General features: G+C 66.5%; 21 protein-coding genes. 9 read left to right on the top strand and 12 right to left on the bottom strand.

Features of this window, described 5'->3' with window-relative positions; translation table 11 throughout:
- Window positions 1-35: 35 nt before the first annotated feature.
- Window positions 36-1,340, bottom strand: coding sequence for a cation:proton antiporter (locus ACWRN3_RS20470; protein WP_255174264.1), 1,305 nt, complete (start codon window positions 1,338-1,340; stop codon window positions 36-38).
- Window positions 1,341-1,536: 196 nt separating this feature from the next.
- On the opposite strand from ACWRN3_RS20470, the gene hutG reads away from it, so the two are divergent.
- Entirely contained in the window at window positions 1,537-2,490 is a 954-nt protein-coding gene (hutG, locus tag ACWRN3_RS20465; RefSeq protein ID WP_255174263.1) for a formimidoylglutamase, read from the top strand.
- 45 nt (window positions 2,491-2,535) lie between these two features.
- Here the strand turns inward: hutG and ACWRN3_RS20460 are convergent, their stop codons facing one another.
- Both ACWRN3_RS20460 and ACWRN3_RS20455 read right to left on the bottom strand, forming a co-directional pair.
- Window positions 2,536-3,201, bottom strand: a complete 666-nt coding sequence (locus ACWRN3_RS20460) for a response regulator (protein WP_255174262.1) — start codon at window positions 3,199-3,201, stop codon at window positions 2,536-2,538.
- A complete protein-coding gene (locus tag ACWRN3_RS20455) occupies window positions 3,198-4,778 on the bottom strand; it encodes a sensor histidine kinase (RefSeq protein WP_324645206.1) in 1,581 nt (526 codons plus the stop codon). The genes ACWRN3_RS20460 and ACWRN3_RS20455 overlap by 4 nt, the downstream gene beginning before the upstream one ends.
- 308 nt (window positions 4,779-5,086) lie before the next feature.
- On the opposite strand from ACWRN3_RS20455, the gene ACWRN3_RS20450 reads away from it, so the two are divergent.
- The 4 genes from ACWRN3_RS20450 to ACWRN3_RS20435 are packed head-to-tail and all read left to right on the top strand — an operon-like array spanning window position 5,087 to window position 8,580.
- The gene (locus ACWRN3_RS20450) at window positions 5,087-6,097 is read left to right on the top strand and encodes a Bug family tripartite tricarboxylate transporter substrate binding protein (RefSeq protein WP_255174261.1); all 1,011 of its coding nucleotides are present in this window, start codon (window positions 5,087-5,089) and stop codon (window positions 6,095-6,097) included.
- Window positions 6,094-6,597, top strand: a complete 504-nt coding sequence (locus ACWRN3_RS20445; RefSeq protein ID WP_324643972.1) for a tripartite tricarboxylate transporter TctB family protein — start codon at window positions 6,094-6,096, stop codon at window positions 6,595-6,597. The genes ACWRN3_RS20450 and ACWRN3_RS20445 overlap by 4 nt, the downstream gene beginning before the upstream one ends.
- Window positions 6,598-8,136, top strand: a complete 1,539-nt coding sequence (locus ACWRN3_RS20440; protein WP_324643971.1) for a tripartite tricarboxylate transporter permease — start codon at window positions 6,598-6,600, stop codon at window positions 8,134-8,136.
- A gap of 51 nt (window positions 8,137-8,187) precedes the next feature.
- The gene (locus ACWRN3_RS20435) at window positions 8,188-8,580 is read left to right on the top strand and encodes a universal stress protein (protein ID WP_324643970.1); all 393 of its coding nucleotides are present in this window, start codon (window positions 8,188-8,190) and stop codon (window positions 8,578-8,580) included.
- Here ACWRN3_RS20435 and ACWRN3_RS20430 read toward each other — a convergent pair.
- Window positions 8,577-9,458: a fumarylacetoacetate hydrolase family protein gene (locus ACWRN3_RS20430; protein ID WP_324643969.1), complete on the bottom strand. Its 882-nt coding sequence runs from the start codon at window positions 9,456-9,458 to the stop codon at window positions 8,577-8,579. The two genes, ACWRN3_RS20435 and ACWRN3_RS20430, sit on opposite strands and share 4 nt — an antisense overlap.
- A 204-nt stretch (window positions 9,459-9,662) precedes the next feature.
- On the opposite strand from ACWRN3_RS20430, the gene ACWRN3_RS20425 reads away from it, so the two are divergent.
- A complete protein-coding gene (locus ACWRN3_RS20425; protein WP_255174256.1) occupies window positions 9,663-9,920 on the top strand; it encodes a hypothetical protein in 258 nt (85 codons plus the stop codon).
- Between the two features lie 74 nt (window positions 9,921-9,994).
- Here ACWRN3_RS20425 and ACWRN3_RS20420 read toward each other — a convergent pair whose 3' ends face one another.
- The 5 genes from ACWRN3_RS20420 to ACWRN3_RS20400 form a co-directional block, all read right to left on the bottom strand.
- Complete coding sequence (locus ACWRN3_RS20420) at window positions 9,995-10,240, bottom strand: hypothetical protein (protein WP_255174255.1); 246 nt, start codon at window positions 10,238-10,240, stop codon at window positions 9,995-9,997.
- A 162-nt stretch (window positions 10,241-10,402) separates the two neighbouring features.
- Window positions 10,403-11,995 carry a histidine ammonia-lyase gene (gene hutH, locus ACWRN3_RS20415; protein ID WP_476741718.1) on the bottom strand — a complete coding sequence of 531 codons (1,593 nt, stop codon included), beginning with the start codon at window positions 11,993-11,995 and terminating at the stop codon, window positions 10,403-10,405.
- A gap of 98 nt (window positions 11,996-12,093) precedes the next feature.
- On the bottom strand, window positions 12,094-13,803 hold the full coding sequence (gene hutU, locus ACWRN3_RS20410; protein WP_476741717.1) for a urocanate hydratase: 1,710 nt from the start codon (window positions 13,801-13,803) through the stop codon (window positions 12,094-12,096).
- Window positions 13,804-13,959: 156 nt separating this feature from the next.
- The gene (locus ACWRN3_RS20405) at window positions 13,960-14,802 is read right to left on the bottom strand and encodes an IclR family transcriptional regulator (RefSeq protein ID WP_324643967.1); all 843 of its coding nucleotides are present in this window, start codon (window positions 14,800-14,802) and stop codon (window positions 13,960-13,962) included.
- A gap of 136 nt (window positions 14,803-14,938) precedes the next feature.
- Window positions 14,939-16,582, bottom strand: a complete 1,644-nt coding sequence (locus ACWRN3_RS20400; protein WP_255174251.1) for an HNH endonuclease signature motif containing protein — start codon at window positions 16,580-16,582, stop codon at window positions 14,939-14,941.
- A 229-nt stretch (window positions 16,583-16,811) separates the two neighbouring features.
- Here ACWRN3_RS20400 and ACWRN3_RS20395 point away from each other — a divergent pair, with 229 nt between their 5' ends.
- The gene (locus ACWRN3_RS20395) at window positions 16,812-18,320 is read left to right on the top strand and encodes an amino acid permease (protein WP_324643965.1); all 1,509 of its coding nucleotides are present in this window, start codon (window positions 16,812-16,814) and stop codon (window positions 18,318-18,320) included.
- 55 nt (window positions 18,321-18,375) lie between these two features.
- Here ACWRN3_RS20395 and ACWRN3_RS20390 read toward each other — a convergent pair whose 3' ends face one another.
- The 3 genes from ACWRN3_RS20390 to ACWRN3_RS20380 form a co-directional block, all read right to left on the bottom strand.
- Window positions 18,376-19,305 carry a hydroxymethylglutaryl-CoA lyase gene (locus tag ACWRN3_RS20390; protein WP_255174249.1) on the bottom strand — a complete coding sequence of 310 codons (930 nt, stop codon included), beginning with the start codon at window positions 19,303-19,305 and terminating at the stop codon, window positions 18,376-18,378.
- Window positions 19,305-20,630 carry a CaiB/BaiF CoA transferase family protein gene (locus tag ACWRN3_RS20385; protein ID WP_255174248.1) on the bottom strand — a complete coding sequence of 442 codons (1,326 nt, stop codon included), beginning with the start codon at window positions 20,628-20,630 and terminating at the stop codon, window positions 19,305-19,307. Before ACWRN3_RS20385 ends, ACWRN3_RS20390 begins: the two co-directional genes overlap by 1 nt.
- Window positions 20,631-20,771: 141 nt before the next feature.
- The gene (locus tag ACWRN3_RS20380; protein WP_224024622.1) at window positions 20,772-21,545 is read right to left on the bottom strand and encodes an IclR family transcriptional regulator; all 774 of its coding nucleotides are present in this window, start codon (window positions 21,543-21,545) and stop codon (window positions 20,772-20,774) included.
- Between the two features lie 231 nt (window positions 21,546-21,776).
- Here ACWRN3_RS20380 and ACWRN3_RS20375 point away from each other — a divergent pair, with 231 nt between their 5' ends.
- Together ACWRN3_RS20375 and ACWRN3_RS20370 are read left to right on the top strand one after the other, a co-directional pair.
- Complete coding sequence (locus tag ACWRN3_RS20375; protein ID WP_255174247.1) at window positions 21,777-22,616, top strand: ABC transporter ATP-binding protein; 840 nt, start codon at window positions 21,777-21,779, stop codon at window positions 22,614-22,616.
- A complete protein-coding gene (locus tag ACWRN3_RS20370; RefSeq protein ID WP_255174246.1) occupies window positions 22,613-23,479 on the top strand; it encodes an ABC transporter permease in 867 nt (288 codons plus the stop codon). Before ACWRN3_RS20375 ends, ACWRN3_RS20370 begins: the two co-directional genes overlap by 4 nt.
- The last annotated feature ends 18 nt before the right edge of the window (window positions 23,480-23,497 follow it).

The raw sequence follows: 23,497 nt of genomic DNA, 5'->3' as shown, positions 1-23,497 counted from the left end.
TTTTTGCTTACCGCGGGGTTTCCATGACCGGCGGCCTAGACCGGGGTGTTGGGGGCGAGTCCCTCGTCGCCGGAGACTGCCAGGGCCTTCTTCTGGCGCAGCCGGTCCAGCCGGTTCATCAGGGGCGAAGTGGTGGCGCCGTGGATCACGATGGACAGTGCCACCACCAGCCCGATGAAGGACCAGAGCCAGTGCCCCTGGTCCGTGAAGTGGCCTTCGCCTAGCGCAAAGGCCAGGTAATACAGGGAACCGATGCCGCGGATGCCAAAGAAGGACAGTGCCACGCGTTCCCGGGGACCGGTCTTGCCGCCCAGCAGGCCCAGCCAGCCCGCCAGCGGCCGCACCACCAGCAGGAATGCAAGCGCCACCAGCAGTTCAGGAAGCCCGATCCCGGCCAGCAGCCCGCGGGCGATGGCACCGCCGAGCAGGACCAGGATCACCACCGTCAGGAGCCGTTCCAGCTGTTCCACGTAGGAGTGCAGCACCCGGTGGTAGCCGTGCGTCCGTTCAGCGGCCCGGATGGTCACGGCACAGACGAACACCGCTATGAACCCGTAGCCCTCCACCATCTGCGTGAGCCCGTACGCCAGGAACGTCGCCGCCAGGGCAACAAAGCCCTCCGAGTGGTTGGAGAGCCGAAGGCTGTCGGCACGGGCCGAGAAGAACAGCCTGGCGAGCAGCTTTCCGGTGAGGAACCCCACCACAAGCCCGACAGCCAGCCGCCACACCACGTCCAGGCCGAACCACTCACCGAACCAGGCGGAGGGGTCCGCTCCGGCAACGCTGATGGCAATGGCAAGGTAGACGAACGGGAACGCCAGCCCGTCGTTGAGCCCGGCTTCCGACGTAAGGCCGAAACGGACCTCGTCCTCCTTGTCCGTGGATTCATCCTGGTCGGCCGGCTCGCCCACCTGCACTTCCGAGGCCAGGACGGGGTCCGTGGGCGCCAGGCTGGCCGCCACCAGCAGCGCCGCGCCGAGCCCCAGGCCCAGGAACCACATGCCCAGCAGGGTCAGCCCTACGATGCAGAGCGGCATGGCGATGCCCAGGAGCCGCCACGTGGTGGACCAGCGCCTGCGTCCCACGGGCCGGTCCAGGGCAAGCCCCGCGCCCATCAGGGAAATGATCACGCAGACCTCCGCGAGGTGCATGACAAAGTCGCTGTGTTCCACCGGGTTCGGGTTGGGCAGCGATGGAATCAACGCGAAGGCTGCCATCCCTGCGCCCAGGAAGACCATGGGCATGGACAGCGGCATGTCACGCAGCAGCTTGGGCAGGACCGCAGCGACGAACACGGCCAGTCCGGCCGCGGCAAAGAGGATATCTGGGGCTTCAAACATGGAGCGGCTCTCCAGCCTGGGAGTGGTGCGTGGATCCGGAGCGGCCAGGTCATCCCTGGACCGGTGGGCTGATCTCACCTTAACCCCTGCATCAGGCACCGATGTCCGGCCCGGCCGTTGCGCGGGTTCTTGGATTCCGGACAGGACGACGGCGCCGGCGCTGGTTTTCGTGCCCGGCATGCGGTGAGCTTGAGGCATGTTCCCCAAGCTTCCCGCCGTCGACGTCCCGCCCCGGCCCTGGACCGGCAGGTTCGACGGCGATGGTCCCGGCCACCGCCGCTGGTGGCAGGCGGTCACCGCCTCCGATGAGTTTCAGCCTGCCGCGCCCGGACGCAGGCCCGCCGCCGTGCTGGGATTTTCCAGCGACGAGGGGGTCCGCCGCAACCAGGGCCGGACCGGGGCAGCCGCCGCCCCGGCGGCGCTGCGAAAAGCGCTGGGCCCGCTGGCCTTCCACCTGGACCGGACGGTGGCCGACGCTGGTGACGTGGTGGTGTCCGGGGAAGACCTGGAGGCCGGCCAGGAACGGCTTGGCCGGGTGCTGGCTGCCCTGCTCGACGCCGGCCACCAGACTGTAGTGCTGGGCGGCGGGCACGAAACCGCTTACGCCAGCTACCTTGGCGTCAGCGCCTCAGCCGCGGTTCAAACCGGGCAGCGCCTGGGCGTCTTGAACCTCGACGCCCACTTCGACCTCCGCGACGAGCCGGTGGCCAGCTCCGGCACACCGTTCCTGCAGATGGCCCGCGCGGAAGCGGACGCCGGACGCGAATTCCGCTACGCCGTCGCCGGGATCTCGGAGCCGAACAACACCCGGGTCCTGTTCGACACCGCGGACAAACTGGGGGTCCGCTACCTGCTGGATGAGGACTGCGAACCGGAACGGATCCGGGACTTCGTGGCGGAGTTCCTGGCGGAGATCGACGTCCTGTACCTGACCATCGACCTGGACGTGCTGCCCGCCGCGGTGGCCCCCGGCGTCAGCGCGCCGGCAGCCTACGGCGTGCCGCTTCCGGTCATTTCGGCGGTGTGCCGGCAGGTGGCCCGAAGCGGGAAGCTGTTGCACCTGGACGTGGCGGAACTGAATCCGGCGTTCGACATTGACGGCCGGACCGCCCGGACAGCTGCCCGGCTGATTGACACGCTGCTGCGCTGAGGGCTGGTCCGCGGGAGGGGGACACGGGCGGGCCGGCGGGTCCCGTCACGCCTTGAGCACGTACCGCCGTTCGGGCCGTCCCACCCCGTACTTGAGCCGCACGTCCAGCGTTCCTTCGTCGTGCAGGTATTCAAGGTAGCGGCGGGCACTGACCCTGGAGGTGCCCAGCTCCTCGGCCATCTCGGCTGCCGAGACGTCACCGGCTGAAGCGTTCAGTGCCGCCTCCACCAGCTTCAGCGTTTCGATACTGCAGCCTTTGGGCAGGGGCCGTTCGGCGCGGTCCAGGCCGAACACCCGGTTGACGTCCGACTGTTCGGCCACGTCCTTGGACGCATCCAGGCTTTGGTAGGCGTGGCGGTAGTGCTCCAGCCGCTCCTGGAGGTCTGTCTGGGAAAAGGGCTTGATCAGGTAATGGACAATGCCGCCGCGCAGGGCCTTACGGACTGTTTCAACCTCCCGCGCGGCGCTGATGACCAGCACGTCCAGTTCGGGGGCGACAGCGCGCAGGCGTTGCATCAGGTCGAGGCCGTTGATGTCCGGCAGGTGGATGTCCAGCAGCACCAGGTCCGGCTGGAGGCGTTCGGTCTCGGCAACCGCCTGGGCGCCGGTATGCGCCGCGCCCACCACAGTGAAGCCCGGCGTGCGCTGGATGAAGCCGGCATGCACCTTGGCCACCATGAAGTCGTCATCGACGATCAGGACCTTGATCATGGCTGGGTACTCCCTCGTTTCAGCACAGCGGTAAAGACAGCCCCATTATCGTTGGCCACCACCAGGTTTCCGCCAGTCCGGCGGCACACCACCCGGGACAGCGCCAGGCCGAAACCGCGGCTGCCGGCCGGGCCGGGTTCCTTGGTGGTGAAGCCCTGGCGGAAGATGTGGTCGGTGGAGCCGCTGGGGACGCCGGGACCGTTATCCCGAACGGTGACCACCACGTCTCCCCCAGCTTTGCCGTCCACCCGGACCCGGACGGCTGCCTGCGGGAGCCCTGTGACGGCGTCGAACGCGTTGTCCACCAGGTTCCCCACCACGGTGGTGAGGTCCCGGGACAACCCATCATCGACGGCGTCCAGCACGGAATCCGGGTCCAGCTGCAGTGCAGCGCCCCGTTCGGTGGCAAGGCTTGACTTGGCGATCAGCAGGGCGGCGAGTGCGGGGTCCTTGATGCGGGCGGTCACTTCGTCATTGAGCCGGGTACGGTCCACGGTGGCACCGTTGACGAACTGGACCACGGAATCGTACTCGCCGATCTGGATCAGGCCGGAGATGACGTGGAGCTGGTTGGCGAACTCGTGGGCCTGGGCGCGGAGGGTGTCCGTGGCGGTGCGGGTGGTACCGAGCTCGTGCTCCAGCTCAGAGAGTTCCGTGCGGTCGCGCAGGGTGGTCACCGAGCCGATGACCCTGCCGCGGGATTCGAACGGCACCCGGTTCATCACCACCAGCCGGTCTCCCACCAGCACCAACTGGTCCGGGCCGGGCTGCTCGCGGGTGAGGACGTCCTTAAGGGCGGGTTCGACGGCGAGTCCCGCCACGCGCTTGCCAACACAGTCGGGTGGGAGGCCGAGCAGGGCACGGGCGCTGTGGTTGGCCACTGTGATCCGGTCGTGCAGGTCCAGTGCCACAACGCCTTCCTTGAGGCCGTGCAGCATGGCCTCGCGGTTTTCCACCAGGCTGGTGATCTCGCTGGGTTCCATGCCCAGGGTCTGCCGCTTGACGCGGCGCGACAGCAGGAAGGACCCGGCAATGCCCAGCACACTTGCCACGCCCAGGTAGGTAAGGAGGTTGGGAACGGCATCGCCCAGCCGTTCCAGCACTGTGGGATAGCTGCGGCTGATGGAGGCGATACCGATCATGCGCCCGGTGTCATCCAGGACCGGGACGTGCGCGGACAGCAGCGGGGCCGGAGTTCCGCCCACCACTCCGGTCCAGGCCCTGCCTTCCATCACCCTGCTGGCGCCGAGTTCCAGCGGTTCACCGAGCAGGCTGGGATCCGAGGACGCCACCACAGTCCGGTCGATTTTTGCCAGCGCCACCCTGGATGAGCCGGAGACGATCCGCACGGACTCTGCCACTGCCGGCAGCACGGCGCCGCCGCGGGCCTGGGACTCGGGGAGGAGTTCGCGGACCACGGGGTTTCCGCCCAGGGCTTCCGCAGCCGACAGGGCGCGCCGGCCTTCGATGCGTTCGAAGGCCGCAGCAGACTGGGCCAGCGAGATGGCTACAACACCCACCAGGACGGCCAGGACAATGAGCAACTGCAGCAGAAGGTACTGTCCCGCGAGGGACATTCCTCGTCGTCGAGTCACAATGGTCTTCCTGGTGTTGCGGGCAGGGCAAGGGTTGTCCGGCAGGGGTGGCAGGCCGCGGTGCGCGCAGGATATGGGCGCAGGGCCTGGGGTGGTACCGGGAACTATATCCCAAAGCCCGCAGCAGGGCCGCTGTGGGGATTCGGAAACGTGAACGCAATGAACACAACTTTCTCTGCGTACACAAGAGTGATCGCCGTCACGGCCGCCCCTAGCATCGGAACCACAAGGCACCGGAACCACTAGTCAGCCGGTGCTGGTCTGATTTGTTTTTGAGAGAAGAGGAACACATGCGCCAGATCCGCGCATTGCGCGTTGCCGCCGTTGCTGCCGGCATCGCCCTGATGGCCACCGGTTGCGGTGCCACCGGCAAGAGCTCCACCGGTTCGGAAAGCTCCGGCGCTGCCGCCGGACCCATTACCGGCCTGCAGATCATGGTCCCCAACTCCCCGGGCGGCGGCTATGACACCACCGCGCGCGCCGCTGCGAAGGTGCTGGACGACGCGAAGATCTCCACCAACACCGAAGTCTTTAACCTTGCAGGCGCGGGCGGCACTGTGGGCCTGGCCCGCATTGTCAATGAAAAGGGCAACGGCGACCTGGCCATGCTCATGGGACTGGGTGTAGTGGGCGCCAGCTACACCAACAAGTCTGAATCCAAACTGACCGAGACCACCCCGCTGGCCCGCCTCATCGAGGAACCCGGCGCCATCATGGTCGGCAAGGATTCGCCCTACAAGACCATCGATGACCTGGTAAAGGCCTGGAAGGCCGATCCCGGCTCCATTGCCGTTGGCGGCGGCTCCTCCCCCGGCGGCCCGGACCACCTGCTGCCCATGCAGCTCGCCGGTGCCGTGGGCATTGACGCCACCAAGGTCAACTACGTTGCCTACGACGGCGGCGGCGACCTGCTGCCCGCGATCCTCGGCAACAAGCTGGGCTTCGCCGCCTCCGGCGCCGGTGAGTACCTGAAGCAGATCGAGTCCGGCGAAGTCCGGGTGCTGGCCACCAGTGGCGATAAGCGCCTTGACGGTGTGGACGCACCCACGCTGAAGGAATCCAACATCGACCTCGTCTTCACCAACTGGCGTGGCGTGGTGGCCCCTCCGGGAATCAGCGACAAGGACAAGGCGGCCCTGATCGCGGCCCTGGAGAAGATGCACGGCACTGAGGGCTGGAAGGAAGCGCTGAAGACCCACAGCTGGACCGATGCCTTCATCACCGGCGACCAGTTCAAGACCTTCCTGACCGAGCAGGACAAGCGGGTGGCGGACGTCCTCACCAAGCTTGGGTTGGCGTGACATCCCTGACCACAGGCCTTAAAGGCCGCTCCGAGCTGGGAGTTGCACTCCTGCTCGGAGCGGCCGGCGTCCTGGTCTTCCTTGACGCCAACGGCCTGGTCACCCCGTATTCGAAGTCTGATCCGGTCGGGCCCAAAACCGTCCCGTTCATCGTGGCCGGGATGCTGGTGGTCTGCGCCGTCCTGCTGGCCATCAACGTCCTGCGCGGCGGCAAGGGTGAAGCCGAAGGCGGCGAGGATGTCGACCTGACGCACCCCGCCGACTGGAAGACCGTCCTGCCGCTGGCGGGTGCCTTCATCCTGAACATCCTGCTCATCGACTGGGCCGGCTGGGTGATCTCCGGAACGGTCCTGTTCTGGGGGAGCGTCCTGGCCCTGGGCAGCCGGCACTTTGTCCGGGACGGGTTGATCTCCGTGGCCCTGTCCCTGTTGACCTTCTACGGCTTCTACCTCGGCCTGGGCATCGCACTGCCGGCCGGCCTCCTGGAAGGAATCCTCTAAATGGACGTCTGGTCCTCCCTGATGGACGGTTTCGCCACCGCCCTCACCCCCATGAATTTCCTGTACGCCGTGATCGGCGTCATCCTGGGCACCGCCGTCGGCGTCCTCCCCGGCCTGGGCCCGGCCATGACCGTCGCCCTGCTGCTTCCCGTCACTTACGCGCTGGAACCCACCAGCGCCTTCATCATGTTCGCCGGCATCTACTACGGCGGCATGTACGGCGGCTCCACCACCTCGATCCTGCTCAACACCCCCGGCGAATCGTCCTCCGTGGTCACCGCAATCGAAGGCAACAAGATGGCCAAGGCGGGCCGGGCGGCGCAGGCGCTTGCGACGGCGGCAATCGGCTCGTTCGTTGCCGGCACCATTGGCACGGCGCTGTTGGCCGTCTGCGCACCGATCGTGGTGAAGTTCGCCGTCAGCCTGGGCGCACCCAGCTACTTCGCCATCATGGTCCTGGCACTGCTGGCCGTCACCGCCGTACTGGGTTCTTCCCGGCTGCGCGGTTTCGCCTCGCTGGGCCTCGGCCTGGCCATCGGCCTGGTGGGCATGGACTCCGTCACCGGCCAGCGCCGCCTGACGTTCGGCCAGCCGCTCCTGGCGGACGGCCTGGACATCGTGGTGGTGGCCGTCGCCATCTTCGCCGTGGGCGAGGCCCTCTGGGTGGCGGCACACCTGCGCCGCACTCCCCTGCATGCCATCCCCGTGGGCCAGCCCTGGATGGGCAAATCGGACTGGAAGCGGTCCTGGAAGCCGTGGCTGCGCGGTACCGCCTTCGGTTTCCCGTTCGGTGCCCTGCCGGCCGGCGGGGCCGAGATCCCCACGTTCCTGTCCTACGTGACGGAAAAACGCCTCAGCAAGCACCCGGAAGAGTTCGGCAAGGGTGCCATCGAAGGCGTGGCCGGTCCGGAAGCAGCCAACAACGCTGCGGCCGCCGGCACCCTGACCCCCATGCTGGCGCTGGGCCTGCCCACGAACGCCACCGCAGCCGTGATGCTCGCCGCCTTCACCAGCTACGGGATCCAGCCGGGTCCCCAGCTCTTCGAAAGCCAGGGGCCCCTGGTGTGGGCCCTGATCGCCAGCCTGTTCATCGGCAACCTGCTGCTCCTGATCATCAACCTGCCGCTGGCACCGCTGTGGGCCAAGCTGCTGCAGCTGCCCCGCCCGTATCTGTACGCCGGCATCCTGTTCTTCGCCACCCTGGGCGCCTACTCGGTGAACCTGCAGGCGTTCGACCTGGTGATCCTGCTGATCCTGGGCGCACTCGGGTTCATGATGCGGCGCTTCGGCCTTCCCGTGCTGCCGCTGATCCTCGGCGTGATCCTGGGTCCGCGGATCGAAGGGCAGCTCCGCAAGACCCTTCAGCTGAGCGCGGGCGATCCGGCAGGGCTCCTGGGTGAGCCGATCGCCGTCGGCATCTATGTCATCATTGCCCTCATCCTGGTCTGGCCCTTTGCCTACAAGCTGATCCGCCGCAACCGTCCCGAGCGCAGGCCGCTGATCCCGGCCAACTCGGGTGCAGCGGATTACAGTGACTAAGCAGCCGCACCAAAGCCATCCACGCACATCGAGCAGAAGCAAGGAGACACCATGACCGTCGTTGTGGGATACGTCCCGACACCCGAGGGCGAAGCCGCCCTGACGCAGGCCATCGCCGAAGCCCGGAAGAGCAACACCACGCTGGTGCTGATCAACTCCTCCAAGGGCGAGGCAACTGTGGACAACCGCTTCGCCCAGGAAGGCGACATCCACGACATCGAGCAGCGGCTGGCCAGCCAGGGTATCCAGTACCTGGTCAAGCGGCCCGTCCGCGGCCATGACGCCGCCGCCGAGGTGCTGGATGCCGCTGAGGAACACAACGCCGACCTGATCGTGATCGGCCTGCGCCGCCGTACCCCGGTGGGCAAGCTGATCATGGGCAGCACGTCACAGCGGATCCTGCTTGAAGCTGACTGCCCGGTCCTGGCGGTAAAGGCGGGCTAAACCGCTGTGGCCGCCGGCGTCCGGTACAGCTCCTGGCGCTGGCGGCCCAGGCCGTCCACCTCTACTTCCACCACGTCGCCGGGCTGGAGGTAGGGGAAACGGCCGCTTAAGGCCACCCCCTGCGGTGTTCCGGTGAGGATCACGTCGCCCGGTTCCAGGCGCATGTACTGGCTGCAGTGGTGGACCAGGGTGGGCGCATCGAAAATGAGCTCCGCCGACGTCGAATCCTGCCGGGGCTCACCGTTCACCCAGCTGCGCAGCCGCAGGTTTCCGCCGTCGGTCTCCTCTGCAGGGACCAGCCATGGACCCAGGGGCGTTGACCCGGGAAGCGATTTGCCCTTGGTCCACTGGCCGGCAGCTCCCGGGAGCTGGTACTCCCGTTCAGAAAAGTCATTGGCGGTGACGTAACCGGCAATGCAGGCGGCGGCTTCCTCCGTGGAACCGAGGTAGCTGGCTTCCCTGCCGATGACAATGCCCAGTTCCACCTCCCAGTCGTACTGAGTGGAACGGGGTGGAAGCGGGGCGGGGTCGAACGGGCCGGTGACCGTGTTGCTGGGTTTGAGGAAGACCACGGGAATGGTGGGCGGCTCTGCCCCCGATTCCGCGGCGTGGGCGGCGTAATTCATCCCGATGCCCACCACGCAGCCGGGCCGGGCCACGGGGGAACCAACGCGGAGTGCAGCGGCACCTTCCAGGACCGGCAGTTCCCCCGCCTCCAGGGCCTTCCGGGTTTTGTCCAGGCCGCCGGCGGCAAGGAACGCGCCGTTTACGTCGTTGGTGAGGGGCAGCAGGCTGAAGTACCGGTCGACGCCGTCCGCGGAGGGAACCAGGACGGCAGGCTGCTCGCTGCCACTTTCGCCCAGGCGCATGATCTTCATACCGAATTCTCCTCAAGCTGTATCGACAGGTTTCGGGCCCTCTGGGCCCCGCCTCCATGGTCCTTGATTTCGCCGCGCGGCCGGGAACGAAACGCTTTGTGACCGCTTGATCGGGGGTTCCAAAGGACAGTCATCTGACATATAAAGGGAGCAGAAGGTAGAATGTTGGAGCCATCCTGGCACGAAACACAGAAAGTTCAGTACATGACTACAGCTACCTTGGAGCGCATCCCCGCCTCCCAGACCCCCGAAGGACCCGCGCCGCGGTCCATCAGCCTGGAGTTCTCCAGCGCCAGCGAGGTCCACGCCGGACTGGAAGAGGCGGTAGCCGAACTGATTGAAGTAGCAGCACATGACGCCGCCTGTGGCATCCTGGTTACCAGGCTGCACCCGGGACGCTACACCGTGGCCCTGGACGAATCAGTGCCCTTCGGCGAGACCTACGAGTCCATCGCCGCCTGACCACAACCGCAAAAATCCCCGCACACCGTCATGGCGTGCGGGGATTTTTTGTTGCTGGTCTGCCGGCCGGACTGCTAGCCGCGGCGGACCTCAACGCCGTCGGACTTCAGGAAAAGCTCTTTCTCCGCAGGACCTGAAGGTCCCGCCGGCACCAGCCAGAGGACGTTGCCGCTCTGCGACACCTCTTCCACCTCCCCGGCTGCCACCACATGTGCATGCTTGATGATCTCGACGCGGTCCCCGGCCTGGAGGGTCTTCCAGTTGGACACCGCGGCGGAATGGGCGTTGCGCCTCGACAGGACTGCCCCACGTGCTTTCATTTGAACTTCTACCCCTTTGTATCGTTCTGCCGCCACAGCCTCTTTGATGTGACTTTCACTACACCTTCAGTTCTACTACACTCCCGGCGCCGCGGTGGGCCGCGGCGCCGGAAATTCCGCCCTTCGGACAGAAGCCGTGCAGGCGCTGAAGATTCTTCGGTGTCAGGCGAGCGGCCCGACGGCGGATTCCGCCGCGCGAAGCACCTCACCTGAAGCGACCAGCCGGTCAGCCGCCTCCAGTTCCGGGGACAGGAAACGGTCCGTTCCGGGACCGTCCACCACTGCCCGCAGGGCAGCCACAACAGCGGAGCCTGCAGGCCCCGGCGTCAGCACGCCACCTGAAAGCTGCGTGCGGATGTCCAGGGCCCGGGCCGAGGTCACCAGTTCGATGGCCAGGACGCGGCGGAGGTTCTCCACGGCTTTGCGCAGCTTCCGCGCCGCGTGCCAGCCCATGGACACGTGGTCCTCCTGCATGGCGGAGCTCGGGATCGAGTCCACGGATGCCGGAACGGCCAGCCGCTTGTTGTCGGAGACCAGGCCGGCCTGGGTGTACTGGGCGATCATCAGGCCGGAGTCCACCCCCGGGTCGGCAGCGAGGAACGCCGGGAGGCCGTGCGAACGGGCAGGATCGAGCATCCGGTCGGTGCGGCGTTCGGCGATGGAGCTGAGGTCGGCGACGGCGATGGCGAGGTAGTCCAGGACGTACGCCACGGGTGCGCCGTGGAAGTTGCCGTTGGAGCTGACGCGGCCGTCGGGAAGTACCACGGGGTTGTCGATGGCTGCCGCCAGTTCCCGGGTTGCCACCAGTTCGGCGTGGTCGACGGTATCGCGGACGGCACCGGCCACTTGCGGGGCGCAGCGCAGGGAGTAGGCGTCCTGGACCCTGGAGTCGCCCACCTTGTGGGAGGCCACAATGGGCGAATCCGAGAGCACGCGCAGCATGTTGTCCGCGCTGGCCGCCTGGCCCGGGTGCGGCCGCAGCGCGGCGTGCAGCTCGGGCAGGAACACCCGGTCGGTGCCCAGCAGCGCCTCGACGCTCATCGCGGCGGTGATGTCCGCCGTCGCCAGCAGCTGGCGCAGGTCCGCGATGGCCATGAGGAGCATGCCCAGCATGCCCTCGGTGCCGTTCACCAGCGCCAGCCCTTCCTTTTCAGCGAGGGTGACGGGTTCGATGCCATGCTCTGCAAGCAGCTCGGCGACGGGCCGCTCGCCGCGCCCGCCGTACGTGACGCCGTCGGGCCCTTCCGCTTCCCCCTCGCCCATCAGGACCAGGGCGCAGTGCGACAGCGGCGCGAGGTCGCCGGAGCAGCCCAGCGAACCGAACTCGCGGACCACCGGGGTGATCCCGGCGTTGAGGACGTCCACCATGGTCTGCAGGACCACGGGGCGGACGCCGGTGCGTCCGGACGCCAGGGTCTTGGCGCGCAGGAACATGATGCCGCGCACCACTTCCCGCTCCACTGCCGGGCCCATGCCTGCCGCATGGCTGCGGATCAGCGACTTCTGCAGCTGGGTGCGCAGCTCGTTGGGGATGTGGCGGTTGGCCAGGGCGCCGAAGCCGGTGGAGATGCCGTAGGCAGGGGTGTCGCTGGAGGCCAGGCTGTCGATGTGGGCGCGGACCTTGGCCACGGTTTCCAGGGCTTCGGGTGCGATGGTGACCTTTGCCTCGTGGCGCGCGACGGCGAGAACGTCCTGGGGCGTGACGCCGGCGGACCCGAGGGTGACAGTGAGCGGTTCGTGCGTAATCGTGGTCAATTTAAGTTCCTTGGGTTGTTTCATCGACTGCTCCGTAACGGTCCTTTTGGAGGCTCAAAACGGCAGTTACGGAGCAATCGATGCGGGGTTTGGCCGGGTCAGCTGTTTTCGGTTCCGGTTTCCTGCATGGGGATCCTGACGCCGCGTTCCTTGGCAACGTCGAGTGCGCGCTCGTAGCCGGCGTCGGCGTGGCGGATCACGCCCATGCCGGGGTCGTTCGTCAGGAGGCGTTCGAGCTTTTCGGCGGCGAGGTCGGTGCCGTCGGCGACGGAGACCTGGCCGGCGTGGATGGAGCGGCCGATGCCCACGCCGCCGCCGTGGTGCAGGGAGACCCAAGTGGCGCCGGAGGCCGTGTTCAGTAGGGCGTTCAGCATGGGCCAGTCGGCAATGGCGTCGGAGCCGTCGGCCATGGCCTCGGTTTCGCGGTACGGGGAGGCCACGGAGCCGGAGTCCAGGTGGTCGCGGCCGATCACGATGGGCGCCTTGACCTTGCCTTCCTTCACGAGTTGGTTGAACAGGAGCCCGGCCTTGGCGCGTTCGCCGAAGCCAAGCCAGCAGATGCGGGCCGGCAGGCCTTCGAATTCCACCCGTTCCTGGGCTGCGTCGATCCAGCGGTGCAGGTGCTTGTTCTCGGGGAACAGCTCCTTGATGGCCTCGTCCGTGACGCGGATGTCCTCGGGGTCGCCGGAGAGGGCCACCCAGCGGAACGGGCCCAGGCCTTCACAGAAGAGCGGCCGGATGTAGGCGGGGACGAAGCCGGGGAACTCGAAGGCTCGCTCGTACCCGCCCTTGCGGGCCTCGTCGCGGATGGAGTTGCCGTAGTCGAAGACCTCGGCACCGGCGTCCTGGAATTCCACCATGGCCTGCACGTGGCGGGCCATGGAGGCCTGGGCCTTCTTGGTGAAGCCTTCCGGATCCGCTGCAGCCTCGCGGTGCCACTCGTCCACCGTGATGCCCTCGGGCAGGTAGGACAGCGGATCGTGTGCCGAGGTCTGGTCCGTGACGATGTCCACGGTGAGCTCGCCCGCATTGTGGCGGCGCAGGATTTCGGGGAAGACCTCGGCCGCGTTGCCCACGTAGCCCACGGACCAGCCGCGGCGCTCCTCCTTGGCCTTGAGCACCTTGGTGATGGCGGCGTCGAGGTCGGTTTCCACCTCATCCAGGTAGCGCTTGCCGGCACGGCGGCGCAGGCGGGATTCGTCGACATCGACGATCAGGCAGGCGCCCTCGTTCAGGGTGACGGCCAGCGGCTGGGCGCCGCCCATGCCGCCGCAGCCGCCGGTCAGGGTCAGGGTGCCGGCGAGGGTGCCGTTTTCGTCGCCGGTGAGCTTCCGGGCAATCGCGGCGAAGGTTTCAAAGGTTCCCTGCAGGATGCCCTGGGTGCCGATGTAGATCCAGGAGCCGGCGGTCATCTGGCCGTACATCATGAGGCCTTCGGCCTCGAGCCGGCGGAATTCGGGCCAGGTGGCCCAGTCGCCGACGAGGTTGGAGTTGGCCAGCAGCACGCGGGGCGCCCACTCGTTGGTGCGGAACACGCCCACGGGCTTGCCGGACTGGACCAGGAGGGTTTCGTCCTTTTCCATGGTCTGCAGGGTGCGGGTGATGGCATCGAAGGCGGCCCAGGAGCGGACGGCGCGTCCGGTGCCGCCGTAGACCACCAGGTCATCGGGGCGTTCTGCCACTTCAGGGTCCAGGTTGTTCATCAGCATGCGCAGGGGCGCTTCGGTCTGCCAGGACTTGGCGGTGAGCTCGGTGCCGCGGGCTGCTTTGACCGGGCGGGCACCGGTGGTGAAATCGGCGGGTGCCATGGTGGGCTCCTTCTGGGTGATTTATCTGGTGGAGGAAAGAAGTTCTGTATCCACTAAAGCCCCTCGGGGAAGGGCTTCACAGGGCTTTTGCGTGGGTGCTGTCCGGGATGCCAGACGCGCCCGAGGCCTGCTGCCAGGGTTCATGGTTGACAGCTTTTACTTGGTGGGGCGTCCGTGGATCCGGACCGAGAGCTCATCAGCCACCTTCTGGACCCGGGCTGCCAGCGCCGGCCATTCCTCCGGGGCCAACCTGTCTTCCAGGAAGGTGACCGCGACAGCGGCAGTGGGCCAGCCCAGGTGGTCGGTGACGGCGGCGGCGATGGAACCGAAGCCCGGGGTCACTTCGCCGTGCTCGGTGGCATACCCGCGTTGCCTGACCTGGTCCAGGTGCGAGGAAAGCGCCGAGTACTTCATGATGGCACCCGCCACCTCGTGCCGCGCGCTGAAGGCGGCGGCGTTGGGGTAGAGCGCACGAACCTGGGACTTGGGCAGGGCGGCAAGGATGGCGCGGCCGCTGGCCGTGAGGTGACTGGGAAGGCGGACGCCGACGTCGGTCACCAGGGACGGGCGGTTCTTGGCCCGTTCCTCGACGATGTACAGCACGTCCCTGCCGTGCAGCACCGCGAGATGCGCGCTTTCGCCGATGGCGTCCACCAGGCTGGCGAGCAGGGGGCGGCCCAGCCTGGACAGCGGTTCCTGCCGGGAGTAGGCGGAGCTGAGTTCGAAGGCGCTGATGCCAAGGCCGTAGCGCTGCTCCTCGTGGAGATGAAGGACGAAGCCATTCGCCTCCATCACCCCCAGCAGGTGGTACACGCTGGAGCGGGGCAGGTCCAGGCTGGAGGCAATCTGCGACGCCGCCATCGGCCCCCGTCTGGAAGCCAGCAACTTGAGGATGCGCAAGGTGTTTTCTGCGGCGGGAACCTTGGACGACGCCTTTGCGGACACCCGGGGAGCCTGGGCTTCGGCGTTTGGTGTTGCGGCGCTTAGTGCAGTGCTCATGAAGTGGAAGTGTCTTTCTGGCTAGCTCTGTCCGGTATCCCGTACTTAAGCTTGCGTCCTTCCGGGAGCCTTGAGCGACTCATTTTGAACCTTATCGTCTGAAATACCAGACAAACGCTCCCGGGACTCGGCACGCTCAGCCCGAGAGAACCGGCGCTTCCAGGTCCTCAAAGTCCAGGAACAGAGACCATTCAGGGAAAGGGTCAGCCGCCAGTTCAGTTTCGGAGGGACCAGGATCATCAGGCACATCCAATTCCTGGAGCATGCCAAAGTGTTCGGGCACGTACCCGTCCGGCCACTCCAGTGCCCCGGTTGAAGTCTCCCGTTCCGAGGCGTCGCCGAACAACGCCAGGAGCCGTTGTGGCCAGTGGGTTGGTTCGGGGTCGGGGTGTTCTGGGTTGTAGTGCCTGCCTGTTGGTGAGGTCCAGCCGGGTGGTTCATTCTTGTTGGCCGGGTCCGGTGTCCATTGGCTGTGATGTTTGAGCCGGTGATGTTTGGGGCAGAGTTGGGCCAGGTTGCTGACGTTGGTGGTGCCGCCGTGTTGCCACGCTTGTAGGTGGTCGGTTTCGTTGTCGGGGGTGCGGTTGGTGCAGCCGGGGAAGGTGCACTTGGCATCGCGCAGCCTGACCCACCGTTTGATGGCCTCCGTGAGCCGGTAGTATTTCCGGCCGATCTCCAGCGGTGCCCCGTCCCTGGGGTCGACCAGGACCCGGTAGAACGATTCCGCCCCGTCGGCGACCAGTTTCCGTGCCATGGAGGCCGGGATCGGGCCGAAGCCATCCAGTACGGCGGGTTCGTCGGTCGCTCCGAGGAGGGCGAATACCGGCACCATCACTAGGACATCAGCCCGCGGCGCAGGGAGCTTCCCGATCCCGGTGACACCCTGCGTGCCCGGGGCGGTGCCGGTGGACCCCTCGCCCGCCATCTGCCCGGCTCCGAGGAGGAGGATGGCGGCGATATCGGGGCGCAGCTGGGTGAGGGTGCGCTCTTCGTCGGGGCCCTGGAGTCCGCGGGCCGTGGCGGTGGTCCGGTTCCAGATCGCGCACGCGGTATCCCCTGGCAGGTAGAGCGAGACCCAGGCCATGCCGTCCCGGTCGGGGATGTATTCCATCCGCCGGTCCGCCACACCCTTTACATGGCGCTTCTCGATCGATTCCGGATGATGGCGCTCCCGCCACCCACGAACCTTGGCCCGAAACCGGCACGGAATGAGCTCACCCGGGGCGGCGCCGCGGGCGGGCTGGGGTGCAGCCGGGTCGAAGAAATGCGCCACCAACGCCAGCGCGCCCTCCGGGGTGAGGCCTTCGGTCTCGTCCGCAATGATGCGGGCGTGCTGCCACGACATGTCCCCGGCGGACAGTGCATCGAACACCAGCGGCAGGGAACAGATGCGCCGTGACTGCTCCACCAACGCGCCCGCGGCCGCGGAGCTGATAGTCAGCACCCCGGCGATCTCCTCCACCACCGACATGTCCGCGTAAGTGCGGTCCTGGATCGATGCGTCCGGCGGCGTCATCGCTTGCTGGAACTCCACTGCCTCAGCAGCGGTCTCCGCTTTCACCGCAGCCAGTTGCGCTTCCAGCCGAGCCATAAGCTCCAGCCGCTCCAACCGGATCCCATACCGCCGCTGCAACACATCCGTACCCGCACCAATATCCACACCGGCACCACCATGAGCCCCGGAAGCCAGGAAAGCGTCCTCTTTCTCCAGCGCATCAAGGGCAGCAACAGAGGCGCGGACACCCTCCAACACCGCCCCAAGACCACCGCTGATTCCCATAACCACATCATCCATCGACCCACTGACATTCACGCCGGGGGCTGCCGGCCGCCAGGCCCTCTGCAGCGGATGGTGCCTCAGCGCGTCAATCCGCGTGCCGCCGTCGAACGCATCTCACTGCCCACAGTCTGGAACCGAAGACACCAAGCCTCCGTGAGCCTCATCACGAACGGGCCGGAAATGGTCTGCTGGTTAGCGGCTCCCCTCCCAAAGACGAGAAGGTAACTCTATGCAACCCACCCCAACCCGGACCCAAAGTCCGGTGGAAACGCAAAAACCGGCAGCCGTCGTCGGACAAGTCCTTAACAGGGGCCTCAATGTCCGGCACATCCGCTTCATGGCCCTGGGCTCGGCCATCGGTACGGGCCTCTTCTACGGTTCCGCTTCGGCGATCCAGAAAGCAGGACCGGCCGTCCTGCTGGCATACATCATCGGCGGCGCCGCAGTGTTCATGGTGATGCGGGCCCTCGGCGAGATGGCGGTGCGGCACCCGGTATCCGGGTCCTTCAGCCAGTACGCGAGCCGCTACCTTGGACCCCTGGCCGGCTTCGTGACCGGCTGGACGTACGTGTTCGAGATGGCGATCGTAGCCATCGCCGATGTCACCGCATTCAGCATCTATATGGGCTTCTGGTTCCCGCAGGTGGACCGCTGGATCTGGATCCTGGCCGTCATCTGCTTCCTGGCCGCGCTTAACCTGCTCAGCGTCAAGGTCTTCGGCGAGCTGGAGTTCTGGTTCTCGCTGATCAAGGTGGCAGCCATTATCGCCATGATCGCCGGCGGCGCCGCCATCATTGTTTTCGGCTTCCAGGCCGCGGACTCCACCGTGGTGCCCGGACTGGGCAACCTTGTTGGGCACGGAGGGCTGTTCCCCAACGGCTTCGAAGGCCTGCTGGCATCCTTCGCGGTAGTGATGTTCGCCTTCGGCGGGATCGAGACGCTGGGGATCACGGCCGGCGAGGCAGCAGATCCCAAGAAGGTCATCCCCAAGGCCGTCAACACGGTGCCGGTGCGGGTGCTGCTGTTCTATGTCCTCACCCTGGGCGTCCTGATGAGTCTCTTCCCGTGGGACCAGGTGGGCACCAGCGGCAGCCCGTTCGTCCAGATCTTCAGCAGCCTGGGCATCCCGGCCGCACCGCACATCCTCAACGCGGTGGTCATCACGGCGGCGCTGTCGGCCATCAACAGCGACATCTTCGGTGCCGGCCGCATCCTCTTCGGACTCTCCAACCAGGGCCACGCGCCCGCAGCCTTCGGGAAGGTCTCGCGGCACGGCGTCCCCTGGATGACCGTGGTCATGATGGCCGGGATCCTGCTGGTGGGCGTGGTCCTCAACGCCGTCACCCCGGAAGACGTGTTCCTCGTTATTGCCTCCATCGCCACCTTCGCCACCGTCTGGGTGTGGGTGATGATCCTGGCGTCCCACGTGGCCATGAAGCGGGAAATCGCGCGGAAGGGTCTGCCGGCGTCGGAATTCCCCTCCCCGTGGTGGCCTGCCGCCTCTGTCCTCACCATCGCTTTCATGGCGCTGGTGATCGCCGTGCTGGGCGCGTTCGAGGACACCCGGATCGCACTGTACGTGGGCGCCGTGTGGCTGGGGCTGCTGGTCCTGGCGTACCGGCTGTGGATCAAGGGTGACGGACGACGGCGGGCCCACCTTGAGGACGAAACCTCGCCGCTGCCGGTGGTCGCCAGGGACGGCGGGATGGAGGCTGCCGCCCGGAGCAGCCGGGGCTAGGAAAAGACGCCGATAGCCGCCGTTCGGGAGTTCGGTGCGGAGTGTTCCCCGGCGCCTACGCGGCCTTGGGGAACACTCCCGCGCCGGCCAGCCCCGAGCGCGGCGCGGTCTCCACCTTGGCGCAGATCCAGCGGCCCAGCTCGGTCGCAGCCAGCGGATCAATCGAGGTGGAAAACCCTGCCCGCTCCAGCATCCATGCCAGGTCCTCCGTGGAAACATTGCCGGCCGCGCCGGGGGCGAAGGGGCAACCGCCCAGGCCGCCCACGGCACTGTCGAAGACCTTGACCCCGGCCGCCATGGCGGCATAGGTATTCGCCAACGCAGTGTGGCGCGTCTCGTGCAGGTGGGCCCGCAGCGGCATATCCGTTTCAGACGCCAGGGCGGCAAAGACCCCGTTGACCTGCCAGGGGACGGCGCAGCCGATGGTGTCCGCCAAGGCAACCTCGGCCAGCTGGCCTCGTTGCAGGGCGCTCCGGACGACCGAAAGAGCCTGTTCCCCGGGCACGTCGCCCTGGTACGGGCAGCCAAAGGCGACGGCGGCTGTGACGGTGAGCGGGATGGCCGCCGAGGCAGCGATTCCGGATACTTCCTCCAGGGCATCAAGGGCGGCGGCGACCGTCGTGTTCTGGTTGGCCGCTGCAAAGGCATCGGTCACCGGCAGGACATAGTTGATCTCGTCCACCCCCGCATCCACCGCCCGGTAGGCGCCCCGGGTGTTCAGCACCAGACCGATGTAGCTGGCACCGGCGTCCCGCGGCACCCCCGCCATGACGGCATCGGCATCGGCCATTTGCGGAACCTTTTTGGGGTTTACGAAGCTCACCGCCTCAATCCGCCTGGCGCCCAGGGCAATCAGATCGTTGATAAGGCGCAGCTTGTCGCGGGTGCTGACCGGAACTTTTTCATTCTGCAGCCCGTCCCGGGGACTGACGTCCACGATTGAGACTGCTCCCCCGGGAGTACCGGTTCCCGTCATTCCGTTCATCAGATGGCACCCTCGTCCTTGGCATGCTGCAGTTCTTCGACATCCATGTTGAGCAGACCCCCGTAGACGTCGCTGTTGTGGGAGCCGGGCGCCAGCGGCCCGTTCCATGCAATGCCCCCGCTGGTCCGGGACAGCTTGGGGATGACGCCTGGCTGGACCACCGTTCCCAACTGTTCGTCGGCAACTTCCACCAGCATCCCGCGCGCCCGAAGCTGGGGGTCTTCGAAGATGTCCTCGATGGTACTCACAGTGCTGTTGGGAACAGCGTGCCGATCAAGGCACGCCACCAGTTCCGAGTGGTCGAAGCCGGCGGCCCATTCGGCGATCAGTTGTTCCAACGCCTCCTGGTTGACACCCCGGGATGCGTGGTTGCTGTAGAGGGGGTCGGAAGCCAGCTCCGGGCTGCCCATTGCGGCAGCCAGCCGCACGAACACCGAGTCCTGGTTGGCAGCGATCACCACCCACTTTCCGTCGCTGGAGCGGAAGATATTCGACGGCGCTATCCCCTTCAGACCGGAACCGCTGGGACCCGGCACAACGCCCGCAGCCGCGTAGTCGGGAACGGCACTTTCCAAAAGGGAGAAGCAGGCCTCTACGAGGGACACGTCCACAACCTGCCCCGTCCCTCCCTTGGCGTCCCGCCAGTACAGGGCAAGCAGGATTCCCTGCAGCGCGTAGAGCGACGCCAGGCTGTCCCCCAGCGAGATGCCCGTCCGTGGCGGTGCCTGGTCCGGATATCCATTGAGGTGGCGCAGGCCGCCGCGGGCCTCGGCCACGGAAGCGTAGCCCGGCTTATTCGCATCCGGTCCGGTCTGGCCGTAGCCGGAAACCCTGGCGATGACCAGGCCCGGGTTGCTTTGCCACAGCACCTCGGGGGCGAGCCCGAGTTTCTCGAGTGTTCCAGGGCGGAAGTTCTCCAGGATGACGTCGGCTTCCCTGCAGAGTTCCAGGAACAGATCACGTCCGCGGGCCGACTTGAGGTCCAGAGTCACGCATTTCTTCCCCCTGGACTGCACCGACCACCACAGGGTGTGGCCGTGGATCCGGGCCCGGCCCCATTCACGCATGGGGTCGGGACGGTCAGGGGACTCGATCTTGATAACCTCCGCACCGAAGTCTGCGAGCTGCCGTCCTGCAAACGGGCCCGCGATCAGTGAGCCGAGCTCCAGGACCCGCACGCCGGCGAGCGGCCCGCCGGCCGTTCCCACGGCACCGAGGGCAGGTGCAGCGCCGGGGCCGGCCCACTCTCGGGCGCCAGGTCCGAAGTCTGTGTGCTGACCACGGCGCACGCCGCCAGTGGGCGCGCTCTGTGAAGTTTCCACCATCTTTGGGACTCCTGTTCTGCCGGCAGCCGGTGCCCGGGCCGCGTTGCCCGGCCTGCCGTGGATCGCGAAGCATCGTTGGCACGACAACTCATATTGTGGACCCAAATTCACAATGTGGATAGAGGGATCCGAGAACCGGTTCTACTGGGGGATGGTGCCGCCGATCATCCGGGTGCCCTCCTCGGCGGCCGCCAGCACCTGTTCCACCCAGGAGGCACAGACATCGAAGGGCATCCTCAGCGCAGGACCCATCACCGTCAGGGCCCCGAAGAGTTCACCCTGCGGCCCGAAAATCGGAGCTGAGATTCCGCTGGCGCCGGACACGCGCTCACCGGTAGTGATGGCGAAACCATCTGCCCGGACTTTCGCAACGGATTCCTCCAGGCTCGCGGCATCGGTAATGGTCTGGTCGGTCAGGGACGCCAGGCCCGACCGGTACACCTCATCCGCAACTTCCGGGTTCCAGGCCAGCAGGACCCGGCCCGCCGCACCCACGTGCAGCGGCATGATTTCACCCACGCTCACCGCCCGCCGGAGCATGCGGCGGGTCTCGGCCAAGGCAATGCAGACGCGCTTTCCCTGGGATTCGCGGAAGATGCAGGCCGTCTCACCCAGTTCGTCACGAAGCCTCCGCAGCACGGGGGTCAGCAGTTCCAGGAAATCCAGGCCCTGGGTTGCCGGCGCCGCCCAGTGGGCCATCCGCACCCCCACCCGGTAACGGTCCCCGTGCCGGTCCAGGATCCCTTCCTGCACCATGTTCGCCACCAGGCGCTGCACCGTGGAGTGCGGCACCCCCGTGCTGGAACGGATCTCAGCCAGCGACAACTCGGGCCGGACGAGGGAAAAGGCATCGAGGATGGCAGTGATCTTTCGCAGGACCAACAGGGGCGTGGCCGACGTTTCGCTGGAGCTCATGGGGAAAGTGTATGAGCCGTGGGGGCGTTGAGTGTGACCGAAGTAACTGTTAGCATCAGGTCCACATCATGATGGAGAACCCACGATGTGGCAGGCCAGTTCTGCTGATGAGTAGTACAAACGGAGTCCGTACACGGGACTCCGGACGCGGACCGATGCACCATCATCGTTCCGAGAGCGTGAACCAGCAGAGGGAAACAAGCGGCCGGAGTTGGCCGGGAAGAGGCAAAGATGCCAGCTGCACAGCCAGCCACGTCCGGATATGCCGTGGAGCTCACCGGGTGCACCAAACAATTTCCAACCTCCGGAGGCGAGACCTACTTCGCAGTCCGCGACATCGACCTAAAGGTTGAACCCGGCCGCTTCGTCTCGATCGTTGGCCCGACCGGATCAGGAAAGTCCACCATCCTGAACATGGCTGCAGGCCTTCTGACACCCAGCTTCGGCGAGGTCAAGAGCTTCGGCGAACCGGTGTCGGGAGTGAACCGCCGGGCGTCCTACATGTTCCAGCAGGACGCCCTGCTGCCGTGGAAAACCGTCATCGACAACGTCAGCCTGGGCCTGACCATGGCCGGCGTCTCCAAGGCCGAGGCCCACTCGGAATCCCGGCGCTGGCTCGAAAAGGTGGGCCTCAAGAACTTTGCGGACCGCTATCCGCACCAGCTCAGCGGCGGGATGCGCAAGCGCACCGCCATCGCCCAGGCCTGGATCGTAAACCCGGACATCCTCCTCATGGACGAGCCGTTTTCTGCCCTCGACGTCCAGACCCGCCAAATCATGGAAAACGAACTCCTGCAGCTTTGGCAGGAATCCGGCAAGGCGGTGGTCTTCATTACCCACGACCTCGACGAAGCGATTGCCTTGTCCGACGAAGTGCTCATCCTGGGCGCAGGCCCCGGGAGCACCGTGGTGGGAAGCTACCAGATCGACATTCCCCGCCCCCGCGACCTGCTGGACATCCGAGATGACCCGCGCTTCGTTGCCCTCCACCGGGAGATCTGGGGCCGCCTGAAAATCGAAGTCTCAAAGACCTACGAAAGCGCCATGGCGGAGGAAGGTGAGGCAGCATGACCATCCTCGGTTCACGGAGGCCGGGTTCCCGCGGGAACGGCTCACCCGGCAGCACCCATGACCGCAGCCCGGTCAGCCGCCCCGCCCGCCGGGGCGAAATGTCGCCCCTGGCCATGCGGAGCATCCAACTCCTCCTCACGGTTCTCGTCCTGGGAGCGTGGGAGGTCCTGGGCCGGGCCGGGGTGATTGACGAATTCTTCTTCCCCCTTCCCTCGGACATCTTCCAGACCGTGTGGCTCTGGGTCTCCTCAGGGTTCGTGTTCCCCCATCTCTGGGTGACCATGCAGGAAGCCATCCTCGCCTTCCTGGTCGGGGCCGCCGTCGGACTCCTCCTGGGCTTCATCCTCGCCCGCGTCCGCTTCCTTGAACGGTTGCTGGACCCCTTCCTCCAGATGTTCAACGCGCTCCCCCGCGTGGTCCTGGCTCCGATCTTCCTGCTGTGGTTCGGCCTTGGCATCTGGTCCAAGGTCGCATTCGGCTTCACCCTGGTGTTTTTCATCGTCTTCTTCAACACCCTGGAAGGCGTCAAGAGCGTGGACCGGGTCCTGGTGGACAACGCCAGGATGCTGGGGGCCAGCGAAAAGCAGCTCCTGCGCCACGTCTTCATTCCGAGTGCACTGACCTGGATCTTCTCCAGCCTGCATATCAGCGTCGGCTTCGCCATTACCGGCGCAGTGGTGGGTGAGTACCTGGGCGCTTCGGGCGGTGTGGGATACGCCATCGCACAGGCGCAGGGCGTATTCGATACCAGGGGCGTGTTCGCGGGGATGTTCATCCTCATGATCGTCGTGCTGATCATCGACCTCCTCGTCAACCGCCTGGAACGGCACCTGCTCAGGTGGCGCCCGGTCCGGTCTTCCTGACCCCGACCGGCCAACAGC

It is taken from the genome of Pseudarthrobacter sp. rb, assembly GCF_056389225.1.
The sequence above is the reverse complement of the archived record's forward strand: the minus strand, read 5'-3'. Positions and strand labels throughout refer to the sequence as shown.